Origin of the sequence: Halorubrum sp. Atlit-28R (assembly GCF_003665955.1) — an archaeon.
GTDB lineage: Archaea > Halobacteriota > Halobacteria > Halobacteriales > Haloferacaceae > Halorubrum > Halorubrum tropicale.
This window is the reverse complement of record NZ_QPLS01000026.1, coordinates 1-1,515: the sequence shown is the minus strand read 5'-3', so window position 1 is coordinate 1,515 and position 1,515 is coordinate 1. Positions and strand designations below refer to the sequence as shown.

At 54.9% G+C, this 1,515-nt stretch carries 1 protein-coding gene and 1 pseudogene; both read right to left on the bottom strand.

Annotation, left to right across the window (positions count from 1 at the left end; translation table 11 throughout):
- Window positions 1–549 (bottom strand): type IV pilin (locus DVK06_RS16575; protein ID WP_121601109.1); only part of this gene is annotated, 549 nt, incomplete at its 3' end.
- A gap of 130 nt (window positions 550–679) precedes the next feature.
- A pseudogene (locus tag DVK06_RS16570) lies at window positions 680–1,515 on the bottom strand (ArsR family transcriptional regulator); the annotation flags it as partial.

Genomic DNA, 1,515 nt, shown 5'->3' with positions numbered 1-1,515 from the left:
TGAGATAATCGACCCAGACGGTGTGTGGACGATCACGACTTCAAGTTCGTCGGCGTCAGGAGTTTCGCCCTCACGGAAATCGGCTGTACCAGTATTTATTCGGAATGTGATTGTCTGGCCCGCAGACCACATATCTATTCCATCCGATATGACTATATTATTTGTAGTACTATCTCCATTATCGATTAAATTATCAGGATCACCGTCAGCAAAATTTTCATTTTCGAATGATGGGCCATCAGCCGGAAGATCAACTAACCTGGCTTCAGTATCTACGCCAGGGCCAGTTGCCCGGACAACAATTTCTAATTCGTTAACCCGGACCCCATCACCGGCAATATGAGTGATCTTGACTAGTTGCTTGTCACCTGCGATTCCATCGGCAACTTCGAATTCGCCAGTTGTATCGGCAACATTCGGAGCGGGCTCAGTGATACTTCCTGCTACATCAAAAAAGAACACAGAGGCTGTCGCAGCTAAAATGACGACAATAGCGACCATAAGAATGGTCGAAATAACAGGGGTGACAGCGCGATCCTGCCGTTTCATTGTCTTATTTATTCGCTGCTCAGTGATATAATCACGGAGTTACTGCTGGCTGGATCCACTATGTTTCCTTGTCGGTGGAATGTTAAATTCCACAAATCACCGGTGACAGACGCCTTCATTCCTCTAGAACTCACCCGACAAGCTCCCCAGTAGTTGCTTCTTGGAGGCTCAACTGGCGTGGGCGTCTCCCCATTACCTCAGTCTCACATTCAACAAGGACACCACCAGCGACAGCAGCGTCCTCTCGATAACACGCTCTCGTAGTCACTGCCCACAGCGCTGGCAGCACCTCATCGAGTAACGGCCACGGCTCTGTGAGTTCCAGCAAGACATCGCCAGCGAACCCGGCTTCCTCTGGTGAGATTGGTCCGTCTGGCCCGTGATGCTCCCGGGCTGTCCGTAACGCTCCGGCCGCAGCGTGGACGTCGTTGCTGACGGTCGGATCGCTCACCCATCGCGGGTAGATATCCTGGTACCGCTCAGGAAGTTCTCCGTCATCCCGATCCGTCTCCGCAAACGACAGCTGGAGTCGATAGCCAGCGTCGACCTTCGCGACGATTCCAGCATCAACGAGGTCAGGGAGATGGTCACGAAGCGAGCGAGCCGACACACCGGCTCTCTCGGCGAGTGCTGACTGCGTTAGGAATTCTTCAGCGCCCGCGAGTGCCACGAGTGCCTTTCGCGGCGTCGACGACGCATTTCGGAGTACCTGCTCTGGAGACAGTGCTGCGATGATACGCCGGAGCTCTACAGACCGGATGTGTCGCGTCTCGGCTTCCGGCTCCAAGGCACGAGCGACGCCGTTCGCGATTGCGAGCGGTGACCGACACAGTCCGTGAAGCACCGATACTGCCTCGGGAGTTGTGAGCAGATTCTTCGCCTCGAGAGCTTCCTCAAGCAGATCCCGGTACTGGGCCCGACTCGTCGACGTCTGGACGGTGACGCGGACACCGATCTCGGGGGCGT